This window comes from Gammaproteobacteria bacterium (genome assembly GCA_029884425.1).
Classification (GTDB): domain Bacteria; phylum Pseudomonadota; class Gammaproteobacteria; order S012-40; family S012-40; genus JAOUHV01.
Genome location: JAOUHV010000007.1, coordinates 36,707 through 54,853 on the forward strand (window position 1 = coordinate 36,707; position 18,147 = coordinate 54,853).

The following is an 18,147-nucleotide window of genomic DNA, read 5'->3' on the forward strand; positions in this document are numbered from 1 at the left end:
AGGGTTTGAGGTGTTGTCGCAGCGGTCACTGCTCAAGTGGCGTTGCAGGCGGTGTCGGTTGACGCAGATCAGAACGATGGAAGTTTGATCGGCACAGCCTGGACGCTTACTCAAATCTCAACGGATTGGGCAAAAATATGTTTGAAATCAGAGACTATCATCGGGATGACGCCTTGCAGCTGGATGCCTTGGCGGTCAGGGCGATTGAGCAACACCAAGCGATTTACCACGAGTTACCTGAAGGTGCAGACAAGATGAAGCACTACTCCTCGCTGTCTGACAGCATGCAGATTGTCGTTGCGACCAAACAGCAGCGGATCGTCGGGACGGTGGGGTATGTGCCCGCTAACATGGAGCGAACCGGAATTTTTTCGACCAGAACCCCGATTGTGCGAATGCTGGTGGTGGACCCAGAGCAGCTTGGCAGTGGCGTCGACAAGGCGCTGGCCAAAGAATGCATGTGTCGTGCGCTGCGAGAAGGATGCGACAGTATTGCTCTTCATATCAGTTCCATGATGAGTGTGAGCACGCGCATTGCCCGGCGCACCGGAATGGAGTTTGACGAGGCAGCCAATGACGATGAAACCGAAGGGGTGGAGTACGCGATCTATCAGCTGCCTTTGACGGCAGTTGGCGATCAATGACGCTGCGGAATGAAGCGGTTGGACATCTGCCAAGGCAGGAGTAGAATGGTCGGCGGTGTTCCCATGGATGCGCGGTTTTTGCGATGGGAAGTAGTCAAATCAAACAGTTACGGGTGTTTTTATGCTTGGGTTGTTCCGCAAGATTGCTCTGCTCGAAGGGATTTCTTTTTTGTTGCTGCTGTTCGTGGCAATGCCGATGAAGCATATCTATGGCATACCTGAGGCGGTCAAGCTGGCCGGCTGGGTCCATGGTTTACTGTTTATTGCATTTGCGTTTCTGCTGGTGAAGGTGAGCAACGAGCGGCAGTGGTCTGACAAGTTTTCGTTCCTGGTGTTTGTGTCCGGAATCGTGCCCTTCGCTACGTTCTTCATGGATCGCAAGCTCAAGGCCATGCCCTGATGCAGAATTCGGGGCTGGGCAGCATTTTGATGCTGGTCGAGGTGATTGGGTTTGTTTTTATCGCGGGATTGTTTATTGCGATGTTTCTGCTCAAGCGCAAAGTAAAAAAACGCTCGAAACAAACTGACGCCTGATGCAATACCAAATTATTCCTGTTACCCCTTATCAGCAAAACTGTTCGTTGATTTCGTGTCCACAAACGGCTGTGTCGGCGTTTGTCGACCCCGGTGGGGATATTGATCGCTTGGTAGATGCGCTGCAAAAGTCTGCGACGAACTTACAAAAAATTTTGCTGACACATGGTCATCTGGATCATGTGGGCGCTGCGCGATTGCTGGCGGATCGATTTGGTGTGCCGATTATAGGTCCTCATTCGGCGGATGCCTATTGGCTGCAAGCACTGGGGCAACAGGCGCAGATGTTTGGTTTTGAGGATCTCGCGCCGTTTCTGCCGGACCAATGGTTAAATGATGGCGACACGGTGCAAGTGGGTGAGCAGGTGTTGTCGGTACTGCACACGCCGGGTCATACGCCGGGGCATGTGGTTTTTTATCATCGAGAAAATCAACTCGCGTTTGTCGGTGACGTGCTGTTTCAAAGCTCCATCGGTCGTACCGATTTTCCCGGTGGCGACTACGATACGCTGATTCACAGTATCAAGCACAAATTGTTGCCACTGGGTGATGACGTGTCATTCGTGCCGGGCCATGGTCCAATGTCTACGTTCGGTAAAGAACGCCTGCACAATCCATTTCTAAAATAGTCATATCATCGTCTGCTCGGCGCTTTTCGCGGCAGCGCTACACAACAACAGCATTTTCGACATCGATTTCCTGGCTGGCTTCGATCATCGGCAACAGCAACTGGAAGCTGGTTCCGCCCTCTGGTGGCGTGTGCAACAGAATGTGTCCACCAAAATTATGAATAATGCCATGAACCATGGACAGGCCCATGCCCGAACCTTTGCCTACCGGTTTGGTGGTGTAAAAGGGTTCAAAAATCCGATCTTTTTGTGCTGCATCAATGCCGGGACCATTGTCACTAATCTGGATGCTAACGTAATTTCTTCGGCCGATATGTTCGTGGCAGGAAGCGCAATACTGGTTTTCGATGACGGTATGCTTCAATTCGATGGAAATGTTTCCCTTGTTGTGCAAAGCATCGCGGGCGTTGATGGCTAAATTTAATATTGCTTGGCCAAGGGCAACCGAGTGAGCCTGAACCGTATGCGGGCCTTCTGTGACAGTTGTATTCAGTATGATACTGGCAGGAAGCGTGGGTTTTAACAGTGAGATAGCATCATCCAATACTGCACCAGCGTCGGTTTTTTCTGACCGTATTTCCTGGCCACGACTAAAAGCGAGCATTTGTTTGACCAATTTTTGTGCTTTGGTTGCCGCACTGTAGACTTCAGTGAGGTAATCCTCAATTTTATTGATGCCCCCTCTTCGCAAACAATCCTGGCTAAGCTGGGTGTATCCCAGGACCGAAGTGAGGATGTTGTTGAAGTCGTGTGCGATGCCACCGGTGAGCTGACCGATGGATTCCATTTTTTGTGCTTGCTGCAACTGCCGGATGAGCATCTGATGCTGCAGTTCGGATTCTTTTCGTTCGGTAATATCAAGGGCGATAGAACCAACCGCAGAGACACTATCCTCTTCAAGGATTGGGAACTTAATGGAGTGATAAGTCCGGGTAATGCTGTTGTTTAGCTCTACGGTTTCCTCTATTTCGACCGGCTGTAGAAAATTGATGGCACATTTCTCAGTGCGGGTTAAACCGGAGCCATCAGGTTCTTCAGTGGCAGTATTGGGTCTTAGTTTCATAGCCGCGTCATATTGCTTGTTGGTTAATATGAGGTTGCCATCGGTATCCTTGAGTGAAATGAGCAGAGGGGCATTGTCCAAAATGGATTTAAGTCGAGTCTCGCTTTGCTGCAGCGATTTTTCAGTAGTGAGACGTTTGTCGATTTCATTTTGTAACGCAACTTCCCGATTGGTTCTGGAGCTAACATCAATAATTTGAACTAGACACATGGGCTCTCCTTCCTGGTGAAGTGGCAGGATGGAAATGTCTTGTTGGATGGGGTCTTGCGGTGCGCTTTTGTGTCGATAGAGCATCAATGGAGAGCCGTGAAAGACCGTGGATAAAAAAATCGGCGTTGAGGATTTCAGGGATTCTTGTATGGCAGAGTAGAGCCTGCTGTCATTGGCTTCTGGAAATAACTCTAATAAATGTTTTCCCAATGCATCATCGAGTGAATACGGATAATGTTTTTTGAACCACTGGTTGGCGTACCGAATGGAGCAGTTATGATCAACGATGAGTAATCCCACGTTGATGGAATGAAAAACTTTATCGAAAATTGCAGAAGAGGAGGTCATACATTTGACACCAAAGAGGGGGCCATTTTTAATACTGTGTTGCCAAGTGCCTGCTTGAGGTCGCCAATGGAGAAAGGTCCAAAAGCAAATAGCAGGTAACCTGTAATATTACTGTGTTGCAGCGATAATTCGATGCCGACATTTAATAAAACTCCGTTTTTCACAGAGTCGTCTAGGAATTTCTCTGGTCCGTCATAGGTTAGTACGGGCATATCGATGTCAAAACTGGTTTTTAGATAATTGGAAATAGTACCAATGCAAGCGTTGATGATGACATTGCCAATTTCGGTGATAGCATCTTCGTGTAACGCAACCAGCATTTCACGGGCAAAGTCTTGATTCAGCATCAGACGTACTAGTTCGTAGCTCTGCTCTTTAGGAAAAAAGAGCATGGAATTGGTATTGAAGAACCCTCTTACTTCCTGGCTAACACAGCACATCATGGATGTGTTATGCAGGTTTTGTATGAAACTCTGATGAGGTTCTAGGGTGATGCGGGGGATGCTGCTTTGCACGGGTTGTTTGGCGAGTATGGACAAGGACTTGGCGGCTCGCCCCATACCCAGGTTGAATAGCTCGGCAAGAAGATCCTGTTCTATCTCATTCAATTGCTGCATGGTTCAGCTCAAGTTTTTCTATGGCATTAATGACATTTCCAGCAGTAATTGGTTTGTGAATCCAGCTTACCCCCATGCTCTCCAGGGCTTCAGTTAGATTTTCTTGCAAATTGGCAGTAATAAAAATGAAGTCAGTGTCGGGATATTGGGCTTTGGCTGTTTGCAAGAAGGTAATGCCATTCATTTCCGGCATGTGAAAATCAACGGTAACACAATCGACAGGTTGTTCTTTCAGTATCGCTAGTGCCTCAAGCCCGGTTTCTGCGTGCAAGACTCTCCAATCTGGCCAGCGCGCTAAAATGATGGCTTCGAGCATGGTGCGGAGGACAAGGCTGTCATCGGTGATCAAGATCGTTTTTTGCATCATGGGGTCCCTGTATTGTTGATCTGAACAATTGTGCCAATATGCTAATCCTAAGCATCAAACTGCGGATGTGTCAGACGTGCTCCCAGCGCCAATAAATAGTCGCATAAGAAAAAAAACTTGTCATTACTTCTATTACATTTGATTTTGTGTGGTATGGCTTATCCTACTCAAGTGCTTCGCTGATTTCCAACCATTGATTTTCCAATTCTGAAACTTCCTGTAGTAACTGGTTTTGTTCCGCGAGTGTGGTTTTCAGCCGGTTTTTATTGGCGCTGTCGTAGATTTCTGGTTGCGCGAGCTGTTGCTCCAGTTCCAGTTTCTTTTGTTGCAGCTTGCTTAATTTTTGTTCAATCGCGCGTAGTTTGTCTCTGAGCGGCTTTTGCTTTTGCCGTTGTTCAGCATCCTGGCGCTTCTGTTCTTTGCGTGCGGCGGCACTGTTGCTGCCCGCCGCTGGTGAGGTTGAGTCGGTATTGGCTTGACGATTTTGGCTCTGCAGCAGCTTGTGGTAATCGTCCAGATCTCCCTCAAAAGCCTGGGCGCGGCCATCGGCGACCAGGATAAAGCTGTCGGTGAGAGTGCGCAGCAAATGTCGGTCGTGCGATACGATGAGCATCGCTCCTTCGAATTCTTGTAAAGCCACATTAAGGGCGTGACGCATCTCCAGATCGAGGTGATTGGTAGGCTCGTCCAGCAGCAACAGATTGGGGCGTTGGTAGACCAGCAGTGCCAGCGCGAGACGGGCTTTCTCACCGCCGGATAATGGCGCGATTGGCTCGGACACTTTGTCGCCAATAAAGTCAAAGCCACCGAGGAAATTGCGCAAATCTTGTTCTCTCGCCTGCGAGTCAATTTGTTGCAGGTGCCACAGCGGTGTTTGATCGGCACGAAGTTGTTCGAGCTGATGCTGGGCGAAATAACCAATCTTCAGATCTTGTGCGCGAATGATGTTGCCACTGATGGCGGCCAAATCACCGGCGATGGTTTTGATCAATGTAGATTTTCCCGCACCATTGGCACCGAGCAGTCCCAGATGATCGCCGGGTTGAATCGTGAGATTGAGCGTATTGATCAGCGCCGGTTGGTTCGCATAGCCAACGCAAACCTGGTCCAGTCGCAGTAATGGCTGCGGCAGTTTGATGGGTTCGCGAAATGCAAAATGAAAGGGTGAATCCACATGGGCTGCAGCGATGAGCTCCATGCGGGCCAGCGCTTTCAAGCGGCTTTGTCCCTGTTTGGCTTTGGTGGCTTTGGCACCAAAGCGGCGCACGAAATTTTGAATGTGGGCAATTTCTTTTTGTTGTTTTTCATGTGCCGATTGTTGCTGCGCCAGTCGGGTGGCTCGGGTTTGTTCAAACGCGCTGTAATTGCCGGTGTATAGCGTGATTTGCTGCTGTTCAATGTGCGCGATGTGACTGCAAAGGCTATCAAGAAAATCGCGGTCATGTGAAATCAGCAGCAGCGTGCCAGGATATTGTTTCAGCCAGGTCTCCAGCCACATGACCGCATCAAGGTCCAGGTGGTTGGTGGGTTCGTCGAGCAACAAAATATCAGAACGGCACATGAGCGCCTGCGCCAGATTTAATCGCATTCGCCAGCCACCGGAAAAAGCACGCGTGGGTTGCGACAGTTGCGCGTTGTTAAATCCTAAACCATGAAGTAACTGCGCCGCGCGGCTATCGGCGGTGTAGCCGTCAATATTTTCCAGTTGCTGATAGAGCAGGGCGACCGTCGAGGCATTGCCGTGTTGTTCGGCATCACGAATTTGTTGACGCAACTTTACCAATTCGGTATCGCCCATAAGCACGTAATCCAGGGCAGTAAAGTCCGTGGCCGGCGTTTCCTGCGCTACATGCGCGATACTCAATCCGGTGGGCAAGGTCAATTCGCCGGAGTCCGGCTCAAGTTTGCCTAAAACCAGTGAGAACAGGCTGGACTTACCCGTACCATTGGCGCCGGTAACACCGACATGGTAACCCTTGTGGATGACGAGGCTGGTTTTATCCAGCAGCAGCTTGGTGCCGCGACGCAGCGATAGTTGGTTTAGTGAAATCATGGGCGGATTTTACCAGCGCCCGACGACGATCACTAGGGGCTATGAGGCTTTGCGTAATACTTGGTTGGGTTGAGAGGTTGCAATGGAATCCAGAGTGGGCAGGTAAATGCGGAATGTCGTGCCCACATTGGGTGTGCTTTCAACGGCAATGTGACCGTTATGGCTGTGAACAATGCCGTGAACAGTGGAAAGTCCCATGCCGGTACCTTTGCCAATTTCCTTGGTGGAAATGAATGGCTCAAAAATGTGCTCCATCAGTTCGGGCTTGATGCCGTGGCCAGTATCGCTAATGCTCAACTCGATGTATTCACCGCCAAAGGGGGTATGGCAGGCCTGGCAATATCCTCCCTGATGCCGAACCTGGGCCAGTGCGATGTGCATTCTGCCTTTGTTATCCATGGCATCCCGGGCATTGATGCACAGATTCATGATGACCTGGTGGAATTGCACCGGATTGGCTTTTACGAACAAAGGAATGTCGTCCATCTCAAAATCGATTTCTATGCTGCTAGGGATGACAGGACGCAACATGTCCACGACTTCTACTAGCAGTTTGTTGAGATTGAGTTCATCGAGTTTTTGTTCCTGGTTTCGACTAAAAGACAGCAGTTGCGCAATCAGATCTTTGGCTCTCAGTCCGGATTCGAGAATCTGCTTGTGATAAAAATCCAGTTTTTTGTCCTGGAAAACCTGGGATTTTTGGATGGTCAATTGAGAGTAGCCGATGATGCTGGTGAGAATATTGTTGAAGTCATGGGCAATTCCACCAGTGAGGTGGCCGATGGATTCCATTTTTTGCGCTTGTTGAAGTTTTATGTAAAGTTCGGTCCGTTCTTTTTCTGCCGCAAGTCGTTCAGAAAGATTTCTGCCAACACAGACGAATGATTTTTCATTATGATTGCCAACAGATACCAGTGTGATGTTGTAGGGGATGCTGGAGTCATTACTGCTGAGCATAGTGTCGTGTCGGGTTCTTCCTAATGTTTTTGCTCGCGATACAACGTTTTCAAAAATGGCGGAATCCGTAGGTGTCAGGAGGTCTCGAATGTTGACTTTTTTAACTGAGCCGCTGGTATTGATAAATTTATTGAAAGCAAGATTACCCCATAACACGTCGCCTGCATGGTTGATCTTGAAAACCAGGTCGGGGATAGTATTGATAATCACATGATCATCAGTTCTGGCCGTACTTGATTTGGATGTTGGGTTGAAGTTCTCAATATAATTTTCATTGGGTATGGATGTTTCTGCAGATGCCCTGATGTTCCAGAGCATGAGTGCGCAAAATCCAAAAACTCCACAGACCATTACGATGGATGATGGAGTTGCTATGGATGCTAGCCAAGCCATGATTGGTAGAAGTCCACTGACCAAGGTAATGGAAGATACATTTTTTATATTACGGGTTTGCATTGTCATCACAGACACTGCAGACAGTGAAACCAGTAATGAAACTTCAGTTGTCAATGTGATCTGTGCAGGGTAGATGGTCCAGATAAGTCCTCCCCAAAGAGATGAAATAACGGTGTAACTGATGGGCCACACCCGATTGTAGTAATTCGAAACTTCAGGATTATTTTTTCTTCCATGATGATTAATAATGAGATGCTGTAGGGAGGCAATGGCTAACAGGGAAACCCAGGCTGTTGCCTCTTGAACAAGTTCGTTATTAAGCAGCCAGCTAAAGGCAAATAGTGCAAAGATTGTATTTATGGCCAGGAATCGACTCTGGCCAAGAGTGATAGGTCGCAGTTCATTGCTTGTTGGGTCCATAGGAAACCTCTGCTGGGCATGCCTGCCTTCTTGGCGGCATAACAGAAGAAGTATCGGCTTGTATAAATCCAGCATAATGACGAAGGCCATAAAGGCGATCGACTGATACAAAAATATACAAAGCTGGAATTAAATCTGCGGTTTTACGGAGTGAAAAAATTGTGGAAGTTAAGGTTTTAGCTGCGAGGAAAATTTTTATGCAAGATCAATATCGAATTTCAACAATAATAAAATGAATAATTCCGCTGGGCGTTTGCACGCTGACTTCGTCATCCAACATTTTTTTTAGCAGGGCTTTTGCCATGGGGGAATCCAGGCTGATGTTTTCTTCGGCGCGATCAATTTCATCGCTGCCGACAATGCGATAGGTTTTTTCCTCGCCTTGCTGATCTTCCAGCGTAACCCACGCGCCAAAAAATACCTGCTGGGTGTTGTCCGGTTGGCGGTCGACGATGGTTAATTCGGGCATGCGCTTTTGCAGATAGCGAATGCGGCGATCAATTTCGCGTAATTCTTTTTTGCGATAAATGTATTCGGCGTTTTCTGAGCGATCACCTTCGGCAGCGGCGGCGGCCAGGGCTTTGGTCACTTCGGTGCGGCGTTGCCAGAGTTGTTTGGCTTCTTGCTCCAGCGCAAGATAGCCGTCGCGAGTGATGTAGGGCGAGGCTTTGGGTTGTGGTGGGCGGTAGCGTGACATAGTGCTGCTCAGTTCAGGTGTCGGCTTTGGCGTTGTAATGTGCCAGCGCTTTTTTTGTTTTTAATGTTGTTTTGCAGTGACTCACCGAAAGGTGCCAGGCCTTTTTCACCGCTGTTGGCATAATCCTGCAGCATCGCTGGCAAGACAACGTCTGCGGATAAATTGAGTGATTCGGTGAGCCCTTGATAGACAAGGGTGAACAATCGTTTCAAGCTGATTTTATGCGTTTGCTCGCTGGTGGCAAACAGCCAGTCTGCGAGTTGCATGAAGCGTTCGAACGGCGCATCACCCAGGATGATGGGTTTGACACACGAAAACCGGCCTGAATTGGCGATCATGTCCCAATAGCGCGCAAAGCGGTTGAGGCGCTGCATCGTGGCAAAATTCATGTCCCTGGTTGCCAGAATATTGTAGGGCGGACTGGGATTAAATTTTAATGCAAATTCCTGGGTGTGGCGGATCAGCGGTGTACCGCGCAGTCGTTTCAAAATGCCGACCTGAATTTCGTGCGGGTTGAGTCCGGCGAGCAAATCAAAACTTTTCGCAAAACTTTGCAACGTTTCTCCAGGAAGGCCGGCGATCAGGTCGGTATGCAAATGTGCCTGGGTGTGATTGCGCAGCCAGCGGATATTTTCCATGGACATGGAGTTGTCCTGACGGCGGCTGATCAACTGCTGCACGTTGGGATCAAAGCTCTGAATGCCTATTTCAAATTGCAGACTGCCTTCGGGGAAGCGGGCGATGACTTCTTTCAGTGCTTCCGGCAGATGATCGGGAATGAGTTCAAAATGCAGAAACACGCCTTGATCAATCCGCTGCAGAAAAAATTCCATGATGCGGATGCTGGCAGCGATTTTGAGATTAAAGGTGCGATCGACAAATTTAAAATGCCGTGCGCCGCGCTCAAACAACTGTTCCATTTCGCGCAGAAATAAATCCAGGTCGAACGGTTTGGCGGTTTTGTCCAATGCGGACAGACAGAATTCACATTTGAACGGGCAACCACGCGATGCCTCGACGTAGATGATGCGGTGGGCAATGTCCTCATCCGAATACAGCGCGTAGGGTAAGGCCAGGGTGTCCAGCGCCGCAGGCAGCGCGTGCTGGATTTTTTGCGTGGGCGGATTGTTCTCCAGCAAAATCGCTTCACAGACTTCGCGGAATAAATGGTCTGCGGCACCGCACAGCACGTAATCGGCATAACGAAATATGGTTTGCTGCTCGGTCTCAAAACTGATTTCGGGTCCCCCCAGAATCAACTGGATATCGGGGCGAACTTGCTTGAGCATGCCGGCAACCTGGGTGGTCAGCTCAATATTCCATATATAGGTGCCCAGGCCAATGATCTTGGGATTTAACGCCAGCAGGGCTTCGACGATGTCGGTGGGCTGTTGCTGGATGGTGAACTCGCGGATGCAGCAGTCATTGCTGAGTGCGCCCAGATTGGCGTGCAGGTAGCGTAACCCCATGGCGGTGTGGATGTAGCGGGCGTTAAACGTACTCAGGACAATGGCGGGCATCAGGTTTGGTCGGCGTTAAGGTGGCCACGGATTATATGTCATGCAGCCGCCGGCTGTCATGGCGTTGGCTCATGCTATACTTTCGCCCCGAAATTGGGGGAGATATGGAACTAACGCTGGGATTAAGCAGTTGTTTGGCTGGAAATGCGGTTCGCTACGACGGCGATGACAGCTACAACCCAAAGATCATGCGGGAAATAGGCGAGTGGGCGACGTTCGAGGTCATTTGCCCGGAAATGGCGATTGGCCTGGGTGTACCACGCAAGCCTATCCAATTGCGTCGCCACGGTGAAGATGTTCGCGTCCAGGGGGTCGATAATCCCCAGCTTGATGTGACCGACGCGCTGCTGGATTTTGCCCGGCAGATCAGTACGCGTTGCGATCAGTGGAGTGGCTATATCCTGAAAAAGGGTTCGCCCAGTTGCGGGATGCATGGCGTGCGCATCATGGATGCCAGTGGTCAGCAACAACTGGAGTCCGGGCAGGGTAAATTTGCCCAGCATCTACAGCAACTTTGCCCGACCTTGCCGATGATCGACGAATGGCAACTGGCCGATTCGCAGCAATATGACCAATTTATCCAGCGTGTCTTGGCCCGTTGGCAATGGCTGAAATGGATTCGCACTTCGCCGGATTTGGCGGCGTTGCGCCAATTTCACCAGCGTTTTGCGCTGAGCCTGCTGTTGCGCGATCCACAGGCGAAATACGATTTGGATGCCTGGCTTGATGAGCGGGAATCGCTGGGCGAGTCGGATCTCGCGCAATATTTTTTGTTGTTTATGACAGCGTTGAATGGACAGGCTGATGTGTTGCAGCGCAGCCTAGCGTTGAACGTCTACGCGCAACCGCTGGCATCTGAGATTGAGGCCGCCGATTGGGCTGCCTTGCAGGAATTGTTGAGCGAGTACGGCGCAGGCATTGTGCCATTGAGCTTTGTGCTGGGAGCACTTCGGCAGTTGGTGGTGAAGCATCAATTGGCGTTGTGGCAAGACTGTGTGTGCTTATTTCCGGACGGTGTGGAACAGCGTCTACGTTATCCTGTGTAATGGTGAGGAACGATCATGAGTGATCATCAGCAATTAGTGCGACAAGAATTGAATGAACAAACAGCCAAAATTGGCTGGAAAGAATTAGAGCGCCATTTTGCGCGTGGTGTGCTGGTGAAGGTGGCGGCAGAACTGGATCTGGTCGTCGTCGGCGAAGCGATGGTGCGTGATGACGCCAAACAGCTTGGAGTCTGGGCCAGTGCAGGCAAAGTGGTACGCGCCAGTGAAGAAGATGCGCGCCGCTGGGTGGATAACGACACGGTATTTTGGGCTGTCGTCGTAGCACCTTGGGTGTTGGTGCAGGAAGTTTACGAAGCTGATTAAGATTGATTGTGTATTGGTAGAAATGTGCGGATGACTGGCGCTGGCGTGTCTGGTGAACTATGCTGCGTGGTGTGTGTTTAAATAGACTGATGGGCGATGATCGATTGGTATGTTCGCCGTTGCGCAAAAAATGTACATTGTGATTAAAGTAATTGCGCAATAACCACGATAATAGCCCTGGTGATCAACACGACAATTTTAATTTCACAGGCATGTTGGAGGATGGATTTCAATGAATGGCAAGCTGAAAAGTTCTACCTATAAAGGGATGTTGGCTGCGCTGGTGCTGACGGTCAGTGCCCCGATGGCCATGGCGGCTCAAGGCTGGGGAGCCGAAGGCGGTAAGGGGGGCGGCCATCATTCGGCGCATAAGTCTGGTGGCGGTGATTGGGATAACAAAGGTGGAATGGAGTCTGAAGGCCACATGACCATGCGTTTGCGTATGGTGTGGAATCTGGATTTGAACGACAGACAGAAAAAAGAAATTCGTGCTATTACTCGCGAATTGCGCGAGAAAACTCAGGGTCTTGATGACAAGATTGAAGACACCTCTGACGAACTGTTTACCCTGTACGGTGGTAAGGTGCGTAACCCTCAGGAGATCGGAAAGGTTTACGCCAAAATCTTTGATTATCGTCGCCAAATTATTGAACTGTCTATCGATGCGGGCAACCGTGTTGAAGCCATTTTGACACCCGAACAACGCCAGGCGATGCACAAGTACATGCCTAAGCCACGTTGGGGTTCTTCCTGGTAATAAGCGTTCAGTGAACGATCGATCTGAAAAGCCGGTGCATACACCGGCTTTTTTGTTCGTGAATTATGAGGCGACAGATTGTCGTGGCTGAATGACGCTGTCAGTGGCAACCTGATACCTCGCCCAGTCGATGGCTTGCGGCAGGGTGAAAAATACACGGCATTCAAATGCAAGATCAACAGTTTGTTGGATGTAAATATTGGCTAGCGCGAGCATGGCCGGATTGTTCGGTGGAATAATTAGCGCAATGCGTAGCTGCGATTTGGTTTTGGCCAGAACCCGGTTGGCAGTGCTGATGGCCTCCACATGCACCTCATCGAGATTATGAGCGATGACTTGGCGATAATCGTTAATGATGTAATCAGCTTTGGTGTAGCGCAGATCCTGATGTAGATTGAAACTGCATTTGACATATTCATCGCCACTAACAAATCCGGAAAAGCACCGATAGGCTCCATCATTAAACCACTGTATCGAATAGGTCATAGATATCATCAAATAAAACGGTACAGTTATTCTATGCTTACTTTATGGAAATTTTCTATGGGAATTATGCAGAGAATTTCATATTTAATTTATCTGTGCTGTCGATAATAGACGACAAGATTTGCCAATACGGAGGCTGACACATGGCTGGACACGGGCAACACAAGGCGCTGATCTGGGATTTGCCGACACGTGTATTTCATTGGCTGCTGGTGCTGGGATTCGCCGTTGGTTGGATATCGTCGGAAAATGATCGTCTGGTTTATCTGCATGTCTATGCGGGATATGTGTTTTTTGGTTTGCTGGTGTTTCGCTTGGTTTGGGGCGCGGTGGGCAGTCGTTTTGCGAGGTTTCGTTCGTTCGCTCACGACTGGCCATCGGTAACGGCGTATCTCAAGGGTTTGCTTAACGGCGAGGCGCAGCGCTATGTGGGACACAATCCCGCAGGAGGCTGGGCGATTTTCCTGCTGATTTTTTTGGGATTGGGAATAGGCATCACCGGCATGTTGGTGTTGGGGGGCGAGGAAGGTCACGGGCCGTTGCGTCATCTGGTGTCGTACGATGTTGGTTCTGCCAGCAAAGAACTGCACGAAGGCTTTGCCACATTTATGCTGCTGTTGGTGTTTGTGCATATTGCTGGCGTGATTGTCGAGAGTTTCCTGCACAAAGAAAACCTGATCTGGTCCATGGTCACGGGGGTTAAAAACGCTGCCCCTGAATTGGGCGTGAGCCGTTTCGGCATACTGGCGGTGTTGATGCTGGCCATCGTTTTTTCCAGCGCGGCCTATTATTTCCGCGGCTATGTGCAGGAAACCAAAGAAACGCCATTCCGCCCCTATTCGCACGAAAAACTGGCGGACAACGCTACCTGGCGCACTGAGTGTGGTGATTGTCACATGGCGTTTCATCCCAGCCTGTTGCCCGCGCGTAGTTGGCAAAAGTTGATGGCGCAGCAATCAGATCACTTTGGTGATGATCTGGCCTTGGAAGGTGAGACGTTGCAGGAAGTGACCGATTTTCTGCTGAACAATTCGGCAGACAAGGGTGAAACCGAGGCGGCCAACAAGATGATTCGCAGTATTTCGGCGGATCAGGCTCCCATTGCCATTACTGAAACGCGCTATTGGAAGCACAAGCACAGTGAGATCGGAGACGAGTACTGGAAGAGCAAGAGGGTGGGCAGCAAGAGCAATTGTGCCGCCTGCCATCTGGACGCAAATGACGGCTGGTATGAGGACTCCAACATGCGCTTGCCTGACATAAAGCCATAGCGGGCCGCATTTGAAAAAAACAGAAAGGGTTAGCCGCGTCGGCTAACCCTTTTTTATGGAACTCATCGTTTGGGATGCGGTTAGAGCTCGACGTATTTCACAATGTTGTTTGAGCGAATAATGCGCACCATACGGCGATAAGCGATGACGGCTAACACCAATCCGGCGACAGCAATGACCAGTTCGACGCTATCGATGATATTGCTGCCGCTGATACCTTGAAGGCCGATGATGCCCAGAAACACGAACAATATATTGCCTATGCCCATCAACAGGATGTTGTTGGTGCAATCTATTTGTTCACTCATGCCTTGGCTGAAGTTGTTCAGGGCCATGGCGTGCAGTGTCTGGTCTTTCATTTCACCAGCGACCATCACATCGTCGCCATTGGCGACCTTGTCTGCCAGGTCTCGATGTACCTTGACGGCCTGTTCGCCCAGGCGACACGAGATGGAGCCATCTTTGTCCGGAGCGCTAATGGCGCTAATTTGACCACGTTGAACAATAATGCCCATGTTGTCCTCTTGCGTTGGTGTAATGTCAGTTCAGGGGGAAGATGGACGAAATTATAATAAATTCCTGAGTAAACTGCTTTTCGTTTTTGTTCGAGCTCCGCGACAATCAGTACTGCTGCACATACCGGTTACGGATGGGCTGAATTGGTCTGGCGCTGTTGGGGAATAAAAAGGCGTATTGTGAGACCTGCTCGGCAGAGACACTGCCACGGCTGGCCATGATGTTCCAGCTGACATTTTCGGTGCACGGTGGCTGGGTCAGCGAGCCTAAATAATGGTAATAATTACGTTTTTTTGGCAACAGATCCAATGCGTTGATGTTGGCGGACGGGCGGTGTTCGCCTGGACTGTTGGGCATGTATTCCCAGATGGCCGACAGTGCTTCGTTGTTTTCACCTTCGTTGAACAGGACCGATATGATGGCCAGTTGGCCGTCGCTGGCCTTGTGCACCAGATCGGCGGACAGATCGGCGGCGCGGCCGCTGATGGTGTGTTCGCTGGGGGCGTGGAAAGAAATGTGGCTCAGGTCAAACCGCTTGCCATTCTGCACAATGTAGCTACCCGGATTGTAAGCCACCTTAATATTCCGACCGTCATTGATCAGGTGCAGGGGGCTGGTCTGGTAATGAAAATCCAGTGGCGTTCCCCGAGGCTTGATGATGGCGCTGATGTCGATGGGCGATTGCGACAGTCCCTGGCGACACAGCGAAAATTCGGGGTGCAGGTCTGCCCAGTGCTCCGGTCCGGTTGGACCCGCATAGCTCCAGCCATGATTATCCAACGCTGCAATTGTTTGGGCCTGGATCGGGCGCACGGTTGGCAGCGTCGGTAAATCGTCGGCGGGTCGTGCCAGTGCATCTTTGAGTGGAGCCTCGCCAAGATAGGCATAGTCATCGTCGGCCATGGCCAGCATGATGCCGGGCTGAGTCTTGACCGCAGCCTCGGTGCTGGATTCCCGTACCCCTTGGCTGCATGCGGTGACGGCGAGCGTCAGCAGGCAAACTGACAGTTTGTACCAGGTAGAAACAGAGGCGCGGAAACACAGCATTGAGGGGAATCCTTGGCAGAAAAATGCGTGCGCTAATTACGACCTGAGGCTGGTGGAAAGTCAAGTAGCCGTCGCGGCTGTTACAAAAATGATATAGTTTTTCGCCGAACCAGGAGAGGCCGATGGCAGACTTGTTTGATGATCCGTCGCGACGCTTGTCGTTGCTGAATCAGGATGGGTTGGTTGATTATTGGCCACATTTTATGTCGGAGATCGCAGCGCAGCGCTGGTTCGACCAGTTATTGCGAGACGTTGCGTGGCAAACCGAAACTTACCAGATCTACGGTAAGGACGTGACTGCGCCGCGCCGGGTGGCATGGTATGGCGATGCGGACGCGGTTTATACCTATTCGGGAATCCGCCACCAACCTTTGCCGTGGACTCCCGGCCTGATGGAGTTGAAAACACAGATTGAACGCGCTTGTCAGACTTCATTCAATAGTGTGTTATTGAACCTCTATCGCGATGGTCAGGACTCTATGGGCTGGCACGCAGACGCCGAGCCGGAGCTGGGCATCAATCCGGTGATTGCCTCGCTGAGCCTGGGGGAGGTGCGCAGTTTCAAATTGCGCCACAATCGCACTGGTCAGACCCTGGATATTCCGCTGGGCACGGGGAGTTTGTTGCTGATGCACGGCGCATTGCAACATCACTGGAAGCACAGTGTGGCCAAAAGCAAAAGAGTATTGCAGGCCAGAATCAATCTTACGTTTAGAAAAATAGTGTCGGGAGGATGAGATGTACGTCACCATCGTCAACGTTACGGTGAAGCCGGAACACATAGAAGATTTTATGCGCGCCAGTCGCTTGAATCATGAAAGCTCCATTTTGGAATCAGGCAATCTGGCATTTGATGTTCTGCAATCAGCGGACGATCCCTGCAAATTTGTGTTGTATGAATCGTACGTGTCAGAGCGCGCCGCCAAGGCGCACAAAACGACAAAACATTATCTGATTTGGCGGGATACGGTTGCCGATTGGATGGCTGAGCCACGTCAGGGAACGGTGTACGCCGGTGTGTTTCCCGAAGTGTTTGAGGAAATGTAATGCAGTTTTCAGTTGCCCGATTGCCACGGGTGGAATTTGGTGCTGGCAGTGTGCATAAATTGCCTGAATTGATAAACCAATTTGGCTCGCGGATGTTGTTGGTGACAGGCCAGCGTTCGCTGCGTGACAGTGCGGTTTGGCCGGGATTATCTGCAGCGTTTGAGTCACGGGGTATTCGTTACGAAATCATCGTGATCAGTGGCGAGCCCTCACCGCAAATGATAGATCAGGCAGTGGCGATGCATGCGTCCGCTGGTTTTGATGTGGTGGTGGGATTAGGTGGTGGCAGTGCGCTGGATGCAGCTAAAGCCATTGCCGGTTTGCTGCGCATTGGCAATTCAGTGATGGATTATCTGGAAGGTGTTGGCCCGGAATTGCCTTATCACGGCCCGTCGGTGCCGTTTATCGCAGTGCCAACCACGGCGGGCACCGGCAGCGAAGCGACCAAAAACGCGGTGCTCAGTATTCAGGGCAAGGCCGGTTTTAAAAAATCATTTCGCGACGACAAACTGGTCGCGCAATACGCCGTTCTGGACCCGGACTTACTGAGTAGTTGTCCGCCGGATTTGATTGCGGCCAACGGCATGGATGCGATAACTCAATTGCTGGAATCGTACGTGTCGACTAAAGCCAATCCGTTCACCGATGCGTTGGCACTCAGCGGTTTGCAACTCGCCCGCACGGCCTTGTTTGATTGGTATCATCAGGGGGCAGGCGCCAAACAGGCACAGGCAGAGATGTTGTATGCGTCGTGGCTGTCAGGAATTACTCTGGCGCAGGTGGGGTTGGGTTCGGTGCATGGTTTGGCGTCACCCTTGGGTGCGTTTTTTCCCATTCCGCATGGCGTGGTGTGTGGCACGCTGCTTGGGGCTGCAACCGAGATAAATATCCGTGCGCTGCAGACGCGTGAGCCGCACAATCCGGCATTGCAGCGTTATGCGCATTTGGCGGAAGTGTTGTGTCAGCAAACATTTTCGTCAACACCGCAGTCGCTTGAAGCGCTGGTCAATTGTTTGAATGGCTGGGTGCAGCAACTGCAATTGCCGGGATTAGCGAATTTCGGCATTAGCGAGTCAGATTTCCCGCACATTGTGAAAAATTGTCGTGGCAGCAGTATGCGCACCAATCCTATTGTGTTAACCGATGATGAAGTGACGCAATTATTGCGCGCCCGTTTAAATTAAATTTTCAGGATTCA

General features: G+C 50.4%; 21 protein-coding genes. 11 read left to right on the forward strand and 10 right to left on the reverse strand.

The features are described 5' to 3' along the window. Window positions 1–137: 137 nt before the first annotated feature. The 4 genes from OEW58_03265 to OEW58_03280 all read left to right on the forward strand — a co-directional run bounded on the left by OEW58_03265 (window position 138) and on the right by OEW58_03280 (window position 1,807). Window positions 138–644: a GNAT family N-acetyltransferase gene (locus tag OEW58_03265; GenBank protein ID MDH5300362.1), complete on the forward strand. Its 507-nt coding sequence runs from the start codon at window positions 138–140 to the stop codon at window positions 642–644. A 121-nt stretch (window positions 645–765) separates the two neighbouring features. Further along, entirely contained in the window at window positions 766–1,044 is a 279-nt protein-coding gene (locus tag OEW58_03270; protein ID MDH5300363.1) for a DUF3817 domain-containing protein, read from the forward strand. Continuing rightward, window positions 1,044–1,178 (forward strand): hypothetical protein, encoded by a 135-nt coding sequence (locus OEW58_03275; protein ID MDH5300364.1) that lies wholly within the window; start codon window positions 1,044–1,046, stop codon window positions 1,176–1,178. The genes OEW58_03270 and OEW58_03275 overlap by 1 nt, the downstream gene beginning before the upstream one ends. Then, window positions 1,178–1,807 carry an MBL fold metallo-hydrolase gene (locus OEW58_03280; protein MDH5300365.1) on the forward strand — a complete coding sequence of 210 codons (630 nt, stop codon included), beginning with the start codon at window positions 1,178–1,180 and terminating at the stop codon, window positions 1,805–1,807. The genes OEW58_03275 and OEW58_03280 overlap by 1 nt, the downstream gene beginning before the upstream one ends. A gap of 37 nt (window positions 1,808–1,844) precedes the next feature. Here the strand turns inward: OEW58_03280 and OEW58_03285 are convergent, their stop codons facing one another. The 7 genes from OEW58_03285 to OEW58_03315 all read right to left on the reverse strand — a co-directional run bounded on the left by OEW58_03285 (window position 1,845) and on the right by OEW58_03315 (window position 10,455). Continuing rightward, window positions 1,845–3,428 (reverse strand): ATP-binding protein, encoded by a 1,584-nt coding sequence (locus OEW58_03285; GenBank protein MDH5300366.1) that lies wholly within the window; start codon window positions 3,426–3,428, stop codon window positions 1,845–1,847. Next, window positions 3,425–4,045: a hypothetical protein gene (locus tag OEW58_03290; GenBank protein MDH5300367.1), complete on the reverse strand. Its 621-nt coding sequence runs from the start codon at window positions 4,043–4,045 to the stop codon at window positions 3,425–3,427. Before OEW58_03290 ends, OEW58_03285 begins: the two co-directional genes overlap by 4 nt. Then, window positions 4,029–4,412: a response regulator gene (locus OEW58_03295; protein ID MDH5300368.1), complete on the reverse strand. Its 384-nt coding sequence runs from the start codon at window positions 4,410–4,412 to the stop codon at window positions 4,029–4,031. Before OEW58_03295 ends, OEW58_03290 begins: the two co-directional genes overlap by 17 nt. A 163-nt stretch (window positions 4,413–4,575) precedes the next feature. After that, window positions 4,576–6,465: an ATP-binding cassette domain-containing protein gene (locus tag OEW58_03300; protein MDH5300369.1), complete on the reverse strand. Its 1,890-nt coding sequence runs from the start codon at window positions 6,463–6,465 to the stop codon at window positions 4,576–4,578. Window positions 6,466–6,504: 39 nt separating this feature from the next. Continuing rightward, window positions 6,505–8,328 carry an ATP-binding protein gene (locus OEW58_03305; GenBank protein MDH5300370.1) on the reverse strand — a complete coding sequence of 608 codons (1,824 nt, stop codon included), beginning with the start codon at window positions 8,326–8,328 and terminating at the stop codon, window positions 6,505–6,507. Window positions 8,329–8,443: 115 nt separating this feature from the next. Then, on the reverse strand, window positions 8,444–8,935 hold the full coding sequence (gene greB / locus OEW58_03310; GenBank protein MDH5300371.1) for a transcription elongation factor GreB: 492 nt from the start codon (window positions 8,933–8,935) through the stop codon (window positions 8,444–8,446). Between the two features lie 8 nt (window positions 8,936–8,943). Then, window positions 8,944–10,455 carry a DUF4080 domain-containing protein gene (locus OEW58_03315; protein MDH5300372.1) on the reverse strand — a complete coding sequence of 504 codons (1,512 nt, stop codon included), beginning with the start codon at window positions 10,453–10,455 and terminating at the stop codon, window positions 8,944–8,946. A 104-nt stretch (window positions 10,456–10,559) separates the two neighbouring features. On the opposite strand from OEW58_03315, the gene OEW58_03320 reads away from it, so the two are divergent. The 3 genes from OEW58_03320 to OEW58_03330 all read left to right on the forward strand — a co-directional run bounded on the left by OEW58_03320 (window position 10,560) and on the right by OEW58_03330 (window position 12,582). Further along, a complete protein-coding gene (locus tag OEW58_03320; protein ID MDH5300373.1) occupies window positions 10,560–11,501 on the forward strand; it encodes a DUF523 domain-containing protein in 942 nt (313 codons plus the stop codon). A 15-nt stretch (window positions 11,502–11,516) separates the two neighbouring features. Next, window positions 11,517–11,825: a DUF2288 domain-containing protein gene (locus OEW58_03325; GenBank protein MDH5300374.1), complete on the forward strand. Its 309-nt coding sequence runs from the start codon at window positions 11,517–11,519 to the stop codon at window positions 11,823–11,825. A 232-nt stretch (window positions 11,826–12,057) separates the two neighbouring features. After that, window positions 12,058–12,582 (forward strand): Spy/CpxP family protein refolding chaperone, encoded by a 525-nt coding sequence (locus tag OEW58_03330; GenBank protein ID MDH5300375.1) that lies wholly within the window; start codon window positions 12,058–12,060, stop codon window positions 12,580–12,582. Window positions 12,583–12,645: 63 nt separating this feature from the next. Here OEW58_03330 and OEW58_03335 read toward each other — a convergent pair whose 3' ends face one another. Beyond that, window positions 12,646–13,068 carry a hypothetical protein gene (locus OEW58_03335; GenBank protein MDH5300376.1) on the reverse strand — a complete coding sequence of 141 codons (423 nt, stop codon included), beginning with the start codon at window positions 13,066–13,068 and terminating at the stop codon, window positions 12,646–12,648. Window positions 13,069–13,211: 143 nt separating this feature from the next. Between OEW58_03335 and OEW58_03340 the strand changes: the two genes are divergently transcribed. Continuing rightward, window positions 13,212–14,339, forward strand: a complete 1,128-nt coding sequence (locus tag OEW58_03340; protein MDH5300377.1) for a cytochrome b/b6 domain-containing protein — start codon at window positions 13,212–13,214, stop codon at window positions 14,337–14,339. 80 nt (window positions 14,340–14,419) lie between these two features. Here OEW58_03340 and OEW58_03345 read toward each other — a convergent pair whose 3' ends face one another. Next, window positions 14,420–14,854 (reverse strand): hypothetical protein, encoded by a 435-nt coding sequence (locus OEW58_03345; GenBank protein MDH5300378.1) that lies wholly within the window; start codon window positions 14,852–14,854, stop codon window positions 14,420–14,422. 106 nt (window positions 14,855–14,960) lie between these two features. Then, complete coding sequence (locus OEW58_03350) at window positions 14,961–15,902, reverse strand: carbonic anhydrase family protein (protein MDH5300379.1); 942 nt, start codon at window positions 15,900–15,902, stop codon at window positions 14,961–14,963. Window positions 15,903–16,024: 122 nt separating this feature from the next. Between OEW58_03350 and OEW58_03355 the strand changes: the two genes are divergently transcribed. From OEW58_03355 to OEW58_03365, 3 genes are read left to right on the forward strand one after another with little or no spacing between them, the layout of a single operon-like run. Further along, complete coding sequence (locus tag OEW58_03355) at window positions 16,025–16,639, forward strand: alpha-ketoglutarate-dependent dioxygenase AlkB (GenBank protein ID MDH5300380.1); 615 nt, start codon at window positions 16,025–16,027, stop codon at window positions 16,637–16,639. A gap of 1 nt (window position 16,640) precedes the next feature. Further along, entirely contained in the window at window positions 16,641–16,949 is a 309-nt protein-coding gene (locus tag OEW58_03360) for an antibiotic biosynthesis monooxygenase (protein MDH5300381.1), read from the forward strand. Continuing rightward, window positions 16,949–18,133, forward strand: coding sequence for an iron-containing alcohol dehydrogenase (locus OEW58_03365; GenBank protein MDH5300382.1), 1,185 nt, complete (start codon window positions 16,949–16,951; stop codon window positions 18,131–18,133). Before OEW58_03360 ends, OEW58_03365 begins: the two co-directional genes overlap by 1 nt. Window positions 18,134–18,147: the final 14 nt, after the last annotated feature.

Bases quoted from the DNA above. Each gene is read 5' to 3' on its own strand.
- OEW58_03265 (MDH5300362.1), top strand. From the start codon at position 138: ATGTTTGAAATCAGAGACTATCATCGGGATGACGCCTTGCAGCTGGAT.
- OEW58_03270 (MDH5300363.1), top strand. From the start codon at position 766: ATGCTTGGGTTGTTCCGCAAGATTGCTCTGCTCGAAGGGATTTCTTTT.
- OEW58_03275 (MDH5300364.1), top strand. From the start codon at position 1,044: ATGCAGAATTCGGGGCTGGGCAGCATTTTGATGCTGGTCGAGGTGATT.
- OEW58_03280 (MDH5300365.1), top strand. From the start codon at position 1,178: ATGCAATACCAAATTATTCCTGTTACCCCTTATCAGCAAAACTGTTCG.
- OEW58_03285 (MDH5300366.1), bottom strand. From the start codon at position 3,428: ATGACCTCCTCTTCTGCAATTTTCGATAAAGTTTTTCATTCCATCAAC.
- OEW58_03290 (MDH5300367.1), bottom strand. From the start codon at position 4,045: ATGCAGCAATTGAATGAGATAGAACAGGATCTTCTTGCCGAGCTATTC.
- OEW58_03295 (MDH5300368.1), bottom strand. From the start codon at position 4,412: ATGATGCAAAAAACGATCTTGATCACCGATGACAGCCTTGTCCTCCGC.
- OEW58_03300 (MDH5300369.1), bottom strand. From the start codon at position 6,465: ATGATTTCACTAAACCAACTATCGCTGCGTCGCGGCACCAAGCTGCTG.
- OEW58_03305 (MDH5300370.1), bottom strand. From the start codon at position 8,328: ATGGCCTTCGTCATTATGCTGGATTTATACAAGCCGATACTTCTTCTG.
- greB (MDH5300371.1), bottom strand. From the start codon at position 8,935: ATGTCACGCTACCGCCCACCACAACCCAAAGCCTCGCCCTACATCACT.
- OEW58_03315 (MDH5300372.1), bottom strand. From the start codon at position 10,455: ATGCCCGCCATTGTCCTGAGTACGTTTAACGCCCGCTACATCCACACC.
- OEW58_03320 (MDH5300373.1), top strand. From the start codon at position 10,560: ATGGAACTAACGCTGGGATTAAGCAGTTGTTTGGCTGGAAATGCGGTT.
- OEW58_03325 (MDH5300374.1), top strand. From the start codon at position 11,517: ATGAGTGATCATCAGCAATTAGTGCGACAAGAATTGAATGAACAAACA.
- OEW58_03330 (MDH5300375.1), top strand. From the start codon at position 12,058: ATGAATGGCAAGCTGAAAAGTTCTACCTATAAAGGGATGTTGGCTGCG.
- OEW58_03335 (MDH5300376.1), bottom strand. From the start codon at position 13,068: ATGACCTATTCGATACAGTGGTTTAATGATGGAGCCTATCGGTGCTTT.
- OEW58_03340 (MDH5300377.1), top strand. From the start codon at position 13,212: ATGGCTGGACACGGGCAACACAAGGCGCTGATCTGGGATTTGCCGACA.
- OEW58_03345 (MDH5300378.1), bottom strand. From the start codon at position 14,854: ATGGGCATTATTGTTCAACGTGGTCAAATTAGCGCCATTAGCGCTCCG.
- OEW58_03350 (MDH5300379.1), bottom strand. From the start codon at position 15,902: ATGCTGTGTTTCCGCGCCTCTGTTTCTACCTGGTACAAACTGTCAGTT.
- OEW58_03355 (MDH5300380.1), top strand. From the start codon at position 16,025: ATGGCAGACTTGTTTGATGATCCGTCGCGACGCTTGTCGTTGCTGAAT.
- OEW58_03360 (MDH5300381.1), top strand. From the start codon at position 16,641: ATGTACGTCACCATCGTCAACGTTACGGTGAAGCCGGAACACATAGAA.
- OEW58_03365 (MDH5300382.1), top strand. From the start codon at position 16,949: ATGCAGTTTTCAGTTGCCCGATTGCCACGGGTGGAATTTGGTGCTGGC.